The 6,835-nt window shown below is 69.3% G+C and carries 8 protein-coding genes; 5 read left to right on the plus strand and 3 right to left on the minus strand.

Annotation, left to right across the window (positions count from 1 at the left end):
* Positions 1 to 256: 256 nt before the first annotated feature.
* From ABD52_RS40400 to ABD52_RS39960, 3 genes are all read left to right on the plus strand, one after another.
* The gene (locus tag ABD52_RS40400; RefSeq protein WP_278090664.1) at positions 257 to 1,939 is read left to right on the plus strand and encodes a DUF4158 domain-containing protein; all 1,683 of its coding nucleotides are present in this window, start codon (positions 257 to 259) and stop codon (positions 1,937 to 1,939) included.
* Positions 1,940 to 1,945: 6 nt separating this feature from the next.
* Positions 1,946 to 3,346 (plus strand): Tn3 family transposase, encoded by a 1,401-nt coding sequence (locus ABD52_RS40405; protein WP_200905285.1) that lies wholly within the window; start codon positions 1,946 to 1,948, stop codon positions 3,344 to 3,346.
* A 175-nt stretch (positions 3,347 to 3,521) separates the two neighbouring features.
* Complete coding sequence (locus ABD52_RS39960) at positions 3,522 to 3,677, plus strand: hypothetical protein (protein WP_161801656.1); 156 nt, start codon at positions 3,522 to 3,524, stop codon at positions 3,675 to 3,677.
* Between the two features lie 41 nt (positions 3,678 to 3,718).
* On the opposite strand, the gene ABD52_RS35215 is transcribed toward ABD52_RS39960, so the two are convergent.
* On the minus strand, positions 3,719 to 4,060 hold the full coding sequence (locus tag ABD52_RS35215; protein ID WP_047894578.1) for a hypothetical protein: 342 nt from the start codon (positions 4,058 to 4,060) through the stop codon (positions 3,719 to 3,721).
* Positions 4,061 to 4,095: 35 nt separating this feature from the next.
* Positions 4,096 to 4,608 carry a hypothetical protein gene (locus tag ABD52_RS35220; protein ID WP_152748364.1) on the minus strand — a complete coding sequence of 171 codons (513 nt, stop codon included), beginning with the start codon at positions 4,606 to 4,608 and terminating at the stop codon, positions 4,096 to 4,098.
* 326 nt (positions 4,609 to 4,934) lie between these two features.
* Between ABD52_RS35220 and ABD52_RS35225 the strand changes: the two genes are divergently transcribed.
* Complete coding sequence (locus ABD52_RS35225) at positions 4,935 to 5,858, plus strand: site-specific integrase (RefSeq protein ID WP_047894580.1); 924 nt, start codon at positions 4,935 to 4,937, stop codon at positions 5,856 to 5,858.
* A gap of 36 nt (positions 5,859 to 5,894) precedes the next feature.
* On the opposite strand, the gene ABD52_RS35230 is transcribed toward ABD52_RS35225, so the two are convergent.
* Positions 5,895 to 6,356, minus strand: a complete 462-nt coding sequence (locus ABD52_RS35230) for a hypothetical protein (protein WP_047894581.1) — start codon at positions 6,354 to 6,356, stop codon at positions 5,895 to 5,897.
* A gap of 151 nt (positions 6,357 to 6,507) precedes the next feature.
* On the opposite strand from ABD52_RS35230, the gene ABD52_RS35235 reads away from it, so the two are divergent.
* A partial coding sequence (locus ABD52_RS35235) for a hypothetical protein (RefSeq protein WP_047894582.1) occupies positions 6,508 to 6,835 on the plus strand: 328 nt, incomplete at its 3' end.

The following is a 6,835-nucleotide window of genomic DNA, read 5'->3' on the forward strand; positions in this document are numbered from 1 at the left end:
GGCTGACGGTCGTGTCGATCGCGGCGGTCCTGCCCGGCGCGGCGTCGGCCGCGCCGTCGTGGAAGGGCCTGACCGGCCCGGCCGGGACCGGGTTGCAGGCCTGCGTGGCGCAAGCGAAGACGCAGCGTCCCTCGTCCTGGACGTGCATGGCCCGCGACTAACGATCTTGCGAAAACTGGCGTTAAGAACTTGGGTTGAGGTCAGGTCCGGCGGAGGGGGTATTGGACGTGGTGGATGTCGCGTAGTTTGATCGTCCATGTTTGGTGTGGGCGAGCAGGTCGGAGATGGGAACGAGAGGTCGTTCCTGTCGGCGCGGCAGGTCGCGGCGTACGGGTGTTTCGAGGGTCCGCCGTCGGTGGAGGATCTGGAGCGGTTCTTCTTCCTCGATGACGCTGACCGGGTGTTGCTGGCCAGGCGTCGGGGTGACGGCAACCGGCTGGGGTTCGCGTTGCAGTTGACGACGGTGCGGTATCTGGGCACGTTCCTGGACGATCCGATCGATGTGCCGTCGGTGGTGCTGGACATGCTGGCCGCCCAGCTGGAGATCGCGGACGCCTCGTGTGTAAAGAGGTACGTGGAGCGGGCGAACACGAAATGGGAGCATCGCCGGGAGATCATCGTGGCGGACGGGTGGCGGGAGTTCGCTGACGTCCGCGAGGACCTGACCGCCTGGATTGATCATCGGGCGTGGACTACGGGCGCGGGCCCGAAGGTGATCTTTGATGGGGTGCTGGCGTGGTTGCTGGCCCGCCAGGTGCTGCTGCCTGCGGTACGGGAGCTGGAGCGCCTGGTGGCCCGGGTGGTCCGCCTGTCACACGAGCGGCTGTGGACGACCCTGGCGGCGAAGGTGACCGCGCGGCAGGCCGGTCTGCTCCTGAACCTGGTCGAGGTGCCGCCGGGGCGGCGGGTCTCGCCGCTGGAGAAGCTACGCCAGGGTCCGGTCGACCGCACCGGCAAGGCGATGGCCGGCGCGTTGAAGCGGGTGGCTGAGGTCGCCGAGATCGGTCTCGGGGAGGTGGACCTGGGTGTGGTGCCGCGGCGGCGGGTGGTGGACCTGGCCCGCCGCGGTATGGCGGCGAATGCTACGGACCTGCGCCGGACGAGTCCGTACCCGAAGCGGCTGGCGACGTTGTTGTCGACGGTGGTGTACCTGGAGGCCAAGGCCACCGATGATGCCTTGGAACTCTTCGATGTGATCATGACGAGCGAGTTGCTCGCCCGCGCCGAGCGTCAGTCCAACGCCGACAAGGCCAAGCGGTACCCGCGGGTGGCCCGTGACGCGTCCAAGCTGGCTGCGGCGGTGGCGGTGCTGCTGGAGTCCGAGGATTGGGGCGAGGATCTGACGGTCGCGCGGTTGTGGGACGCGATCGAGGACGTGGCTTCCCGGGCGGAGCTGCGCGGCGCGGTCGAGCGGGTGCACCAGGCGGTGCCGCCGGGCGTCGATCCGGACGGTGAGTGGCGGGCGGCGTTGTTGACCCGCTATCCCCTGGTAAGGAGGTTCATTCGGCTGCTGGCCACCACCATCGATTTCGGGGCCACCACGGACGCCGCGCCGGTGCTGTACGCGCTGACCAGTCTGCCGGACCTGCTCGACGCCGACGCGACCAAGCGGGTGCCGGCCGGTTATCTGGACGCCCGCAAGGTCGTCATCGAGGTGATCACCCCCGGTTGGCGGGACCTGGTGCTGCGCAAGGACCGGCCGGCGGAGACGGTGGACAAGGTCGCCTACGTGTTCTGTGTGCTCGACCAGTTCCACCAGCGGCTACGCCGCCGTGACATCTTCGCCGCCGCCTCCTCACGCTGGGCCGACCCGCGGGCGCTGCTGCTGTCGGGTGCGGCGTGGCAGGCCCGGCGCGCGGACCTGCTGGACTCCCTCCAGCTCCCCGACGACCCGGCCGGCCTCCTCGACGTTTACGCGGCCGAGCTGGACGGCATGTAGAAGCACATGGCGCAGCGGGTAGACGTCGGGGATGTGACGGTCGACGACGAGGGCCGGGTGCGCGTCGCCGCGGTGAGGGCTGTGCCCGAGCCGGACTCCCTGGCCGAGCTGCGGGAGCGCTGCGAGGCGATGATGCCAGAGGTCGACATCGGCGAGCTGCTGCTGGAGGTGATGGGCTGGCAACCGGGCTTCGCCGCCGCCTACACCCACGTCTCCGGCGGCGCCCGCCTGGACGCCGGCATGGACCTGACCCTCGCGGCGGTGCTCACCGCCCAAGCCCTCAACGTCGGCTGGAAGCCGGTCATCACGCCGGGGAACCCGGCGCTGACCCGCTCGCGGATCAGCCACGTGTACCAGAACTATGTCCGCGCCGACACCCACGCCGTGGCCAACGCGGTGCTGATCAGCGGGCAGGCCGGGATCGGCACGGCCGAGGTGTGGGGCGGCGGGCTGGTCGCCGCCGTCGACGGCACCCGGTTCGTGGTGCCGGTGCGCTCGATCCACGCCCGGCCGAACCCGAAGTACTTCGGCCGCAAACGCGGCGCCACCTACCTCAATATGATCAACGATCAGGGGGTGGGGATCGCGGGCATGGTGTTGTCCGGCACCCCGAAGGACTCCCTGTACGCGGTGGACCTGATGTACCGCCGCGACGGCGGGGCACGGCCGGAGGTGTTCGTCTCCGACACCGGCTCTTACTCCGACATGGTGTTCGGCCTGCTCAAGCTCCTCGGCGTGGACTACCGCCCGGAGCTTGCCGGGCTGCCCGACCAGAAGCTGTGGCGGGTCAACCCGAGCGCCGACTACGGGCCCCTGAACACCGCGGCGCGCGGAAAGGTCGACCTGGCGAAGATCCGCCGGCACTGGCCGGACATCTGCCGGATCGCCGCCTCGGTGCACTCCGGCGCGATCAGCGCCTCCGACGTGATGCGGATGCTTCAGCACGGCGGCAACCCCACCCAGCTCGGCGACGCACTCGCGCATTTCGGCCGGATCTTCAAAACGCTGCACGTACTGTCCTACGCCGACCGGGAGGGCTACCGGCGCGACATCAAGCGGATCCGCAACCTCCAGGAGGAACGCCACGGCCTCGCCAAGCACGTCTTCCACGGCCGCAAGGGCGAGCTGCGCGAGGCATACCACGCCGGAATGGAAGACCAGCTCGGCGCGCTCGGCCTGGTCGTCAACGCGATCACGCTGTGGAACACCGTGTACCTGGACCGGATCCTGGCCAAACTTCGCGCCGATGGCTACCCGGTGCGTGATGCCGACGTCGCCCGCCTGCATCCCTACTGGTTCAAGCACGTCAACGTCCACGGCCACTACAGTTTCACCCCGCCCGACCTCGACGCCGACGGCCGCCGCGCCCTGCGCGACCCCGACCAGCCCGACCCGGACGACGGCTGACCGTGCGACCAGCCCACCCGGAACTGGGTCAGTGCCGCAGCCCACGTCCAGCCAGCGCCCAGCTCGACGCCGACGAATGTCCCTGCGCTGCGGGTGCACGAAGCGACGATGAGCCGTTGACGACACCGGCCGGTACGCTGGAGGCCCTTCACCGGGAACTCGGGAGCAGGTGATCATGGACTTTCCGACGCTGCTGATCTCCGCGCTGCGCCTGCTCCTGCCCGCCGTGGTGGTGGCTGTGGTGCTGCTGGCGCTGCTCTGGTGGCCGGGCCGGATCCGTAGACGGTTTCACGACCGGCGCCAGAGGAACGAATCGGCCGGGGAGCAGTAGGCCACCTGACAAGGCTTACTGCTCCCCTGCCGGACGCTGGGTCAGCGTTGCGCGTCGATCAGTGCCTGCCGCGCAACATCGCAGGTGTGGGCGGACATGAGCAGCGCGGAGTCGGAACGGACCACCAGAGGCAGGTAGCCCAACGCCTCGGCGAGTTTGTTGATCCAGGCAACGCCGTCCTCGACATCCCGCGCTGGCACGCCGATGGCGGCCGCGACGTCGCCCGCGGCGGCTGGCCGGCCGGGACGCGCGGCCAGGTGGCTGACGATGTTGCGGCCGGTGCTGTCGAGCTTGCGCAGCAGGGCCCGAGCGTCGAACGCCACATCCGGACCGCCGACCACCCACTCGCGGGTCGGGTCGTTGGCGGGGTTCTCGTCGATCATCGTCGCTCCCATCGCCGCGCTGCACTGGCCGCTGACTACATGTCGCAGTAGTCGGTGGCCCGGCCGATGTACCCGTTGGTCGCCTTGTAGTACGCCGTCACCCACAGCATGTGCCGCTTGCGGATCAGGGTCCCATGGTCCCCGGTCGGTGTGCTCCACGACCCGGTCGACGAGGTGTACGGCCAGTTCGTCGTGGTCTTCCACCACTGGCCGTCGATGAACAGGTCCCGGAAGACCTCCAGTTGCTTGTTGGCCTGGGCGTCGACCCCCCAGCCCTTGTCCTTCACGTACACGGTGGGAACGTTGTAGCAGTTGATGTCCGCGTAGACGATGGCGGCCATGGTCTGCGGCGGGCTCGACTTCGCCAGGGCCAACCTCGCCAAGGCACCTCGCTCATCGGCGCGGAAGAGGTCGGACGAGGCAGCGGGATCGGCCTCGCCCTGTCGGTCCTGCGCAGCCGCGGGCGCGACGGTGACGGCCAGGACGGAGACGACGACGAGCAGGACCGCGCTTGCGCGACGCCCCACCCGGTGCATCACTCTTCGCATTGATCACCCTCCTTACTGTGATGTGGACCTGGCCGATGCTGCCAGAGGCCATAGAGGCATGGAAGTTGCTGATTGCATTTGCGTCTGGCACCACCTGCGCAAAGGGCCAACCGGCCGTAGGTGAGTCATCTGATGCGTTCCGGGGGGATTCGCCGCTAAACCGGCGCATTTGACCCTCGCCCCTTTCGAAGGAGCTGCATTTCGATCAGATAACAGCCTATTATCCGGTACATGAGCCGACCGGCATCGACCAGGACCAGGGGGACCGCTCGCGTCGATCGTGCGCGACTCACGCACGTTATCCGGTACATCAGACGGAGTGTGTCATGAGCGCCGACAAGGCGACTGTCGCCGTGCGGATCGCGGTCGACCGGTTCCTCGCTTCGGCCCGCTGCCGCAGGCCCACCACCCGCCGCTCGTACGCCGGAGTCCTGGACCGGGTGGCCGCGCGTGTCGGCGCCGACCGGCGTCTGGCCGACGTCACCGGCGACGAACTCGGCCAAGCACTGACGGCACTGTGGGCCGCCGCCGCGCCGTCGACATGGAACCAGCGCCGCGCCGCCGTCAGCTCGTTCCTCGCCTGGTGCGCCAAGAACGGATACCCGTCGCCGCGGCTGCCCACCAGCCTGGAGCGTCAACCCGAGCGTCGTGACGAGACCCGCGCGCTCGACCGCGCCGCGATCGAGCGGCTGCTGACCCGCCGAGACGTGCCGCTGCGGGAGAAGACCCTGTGGCGGATGCTCTACGAGACCACCGCCCGAGCCGGCGAAATCCTCGCCCTGAACATCGAGGACCTGGAGCCCGACGCCCGCCGCGCCCGGGTCACCTCCAAGGGCGGCGACATCGAGTACGTGTACTGGGCCTCCGGCACCGCGCACCTGCTGCCCCGACTCATCCGCGGCCGCGACCGCGGCCCGGTCTTCCTGTCCGAACGCCGCCCCGGACCGGCCCGCCGCCCGGCAGCCAGGGACATGTGCCCGCACACCGGCCGAGCCCGCCTCGGCTACGACCGCGCCCGCATCCTGCTCGACCGGTACACGCGCACCAACGCCACGCCGGGCTGGGACCTGCACCAGCTACGCCACTCCGCAGCCACCCATCTCGGCGAGGCCAACGCCGGCCTGCAACTGATCATGGCGAAAGGGCGGTGGCGTAACCCACGCACCGCAATGCGCTACGTCAAACCCGGAGCCGTCGCCCTCGCCGAGGTCACCGAACTGCTCGACACCTCACCGCCAAGGCGCCGCTGACCCACGGACCAACCCCAGACGAACCGTGTTCAGCAGTCACTTTCCCGCTGCCAGCCGGGCGACCCGAGGGGGCGGGCAGCGCGGGGCAGGGCGTCGACGGCGACGAGTCGCCCTACGGCTGCTGGCGTTGCTGTGCCGACGGCCTATGCGGCGGATCACCTCGCGAACGCCAAGCGGGGCCAACGCGCGCAGCGCGACCGGCACGTCGAGCACGACCAGGTGCGCATTGTGTTGGTTGCCCTCCTCGCCCCAACGGACAACGCCGCGCAGCGCGCACCCGGCCGGGTCGTTCTCGTCGAGCCGCAGGACTATCTCGGCGGCTTCGGCGGCGGTCGGGCCGCCCTGCCACTCGATCTTCCAGGTGAACCCGCCCGAGCCAGGCCACCAGTCGATGTACCGAGCGCCATTGAGGACCCCGCTGCCGCGCAGAGCGGACATGATCCGCCCCAACGCCTCGTAGTACCGGGACGGGTCTTCCCATCGCACCTGATCCGCCATGGCCTGCTCAACGATACGAGCGGGAGTCAGGCTCGACCTGACTCCCGCTGCTCCTGGCGAAGTTGGTCGAGCCAAACTACAGAACGACCGCGGACCGCCAGCCACCAACCCTTAGCGCCAGTTTTCACAAGATCGTTAGTCGCGGGCCTGCATGGGTGGGGAGTTGACCACCGCCGGCGCGAACGGCAAGCCGACCACCACGATCGTGGCCGACGACTTCCAGCAGACCGCGTCGGTCGCCGACCGGGTGGGCATCGCCGCAGACGACTACGACAGCTGGTGCGAGTCCGGATCGGTGTGCGGGCGCACTGTGGGCGGCAACTACATCGCCGAGGTCAAGGGCAACGCCGCGTACGGCAACGCCGCCGGCGTGATCGGCGCGTTCGACTTCATCGTCCGTCAGGCGTTCGAGGGCACCCGGCCGCGGTGGCGCAACACCCTGATCTGGGACTACGGCCCGCAGATGCAGCCGCAGGAGT

Origin of the sequence: Micromonospora sp. RV43, assembly GCF_001029515.1 — a bacterium.
Taxonomy (GTDB): domain Bacteria; phylum Actinomycetota; class Actinomycetes; order Mycobacteriales; family Micromonosporaceae; genus Micromonospora; species Micromonospora aurantiaca.

What these genes read in the sequence shown, in the direction of transcription:
- ABD52_RS35225 (WP_047894580.1), top strand. Translation starts at nt 4,935, where the DNA reads ATGAGCGCCGACAAGGCGACTGTCGCCGTGCGGATCGCGGTCGACCGG.
- ABD52_RS39960 (WP_161801656.1), top strand. Translation starts at nt 3,522, where the DNA reads ATGGACTTTCCGACGCTGCTGATCTCCGCGCTGCGCCTGCTCCTGCCC.
- ABD52_RS35220 (WP_152748364.1), bottom strand. Translation starts at nt 4,608, where the DNA reads ATGCGAAGAGTGATGCACCGGGTGGGGCGTCGCGCAAGCGCGGTCCTG.
- ABD52_RS40400 (WP_278090664.1), top strand. Translation starts at nt 257, where the DNA reads ATGTTTGGTGTGGGCGAGCAGGTCGGAGATGGGAACGAGAGGTCGTTC.
- ABD52_RS40405 (WP_200905285.1), top strand. Translation starts at nt 1,946, where the DNA reads ATGGCGCAGCGGGTAGACGTCGGGGATGTGACGGTCGACGACGAGGGC.
- ABD52_RS35230 (WP_047894581.1), bottom strand. Translation starts at nt 6,356, where the DNA reads ATGGCGGATCAGGTGCGATGGGAAGACCCGTCCCGGTACTACGAGGCG.
- ABD52_RS35215 (WP_047894578.1), bottom strand. Translation starts at nt 4,060, where the DNA reads ATGATCGACGAGAACCCCGCCAACGACCCGACCCGCGAGTGGGTGGTC.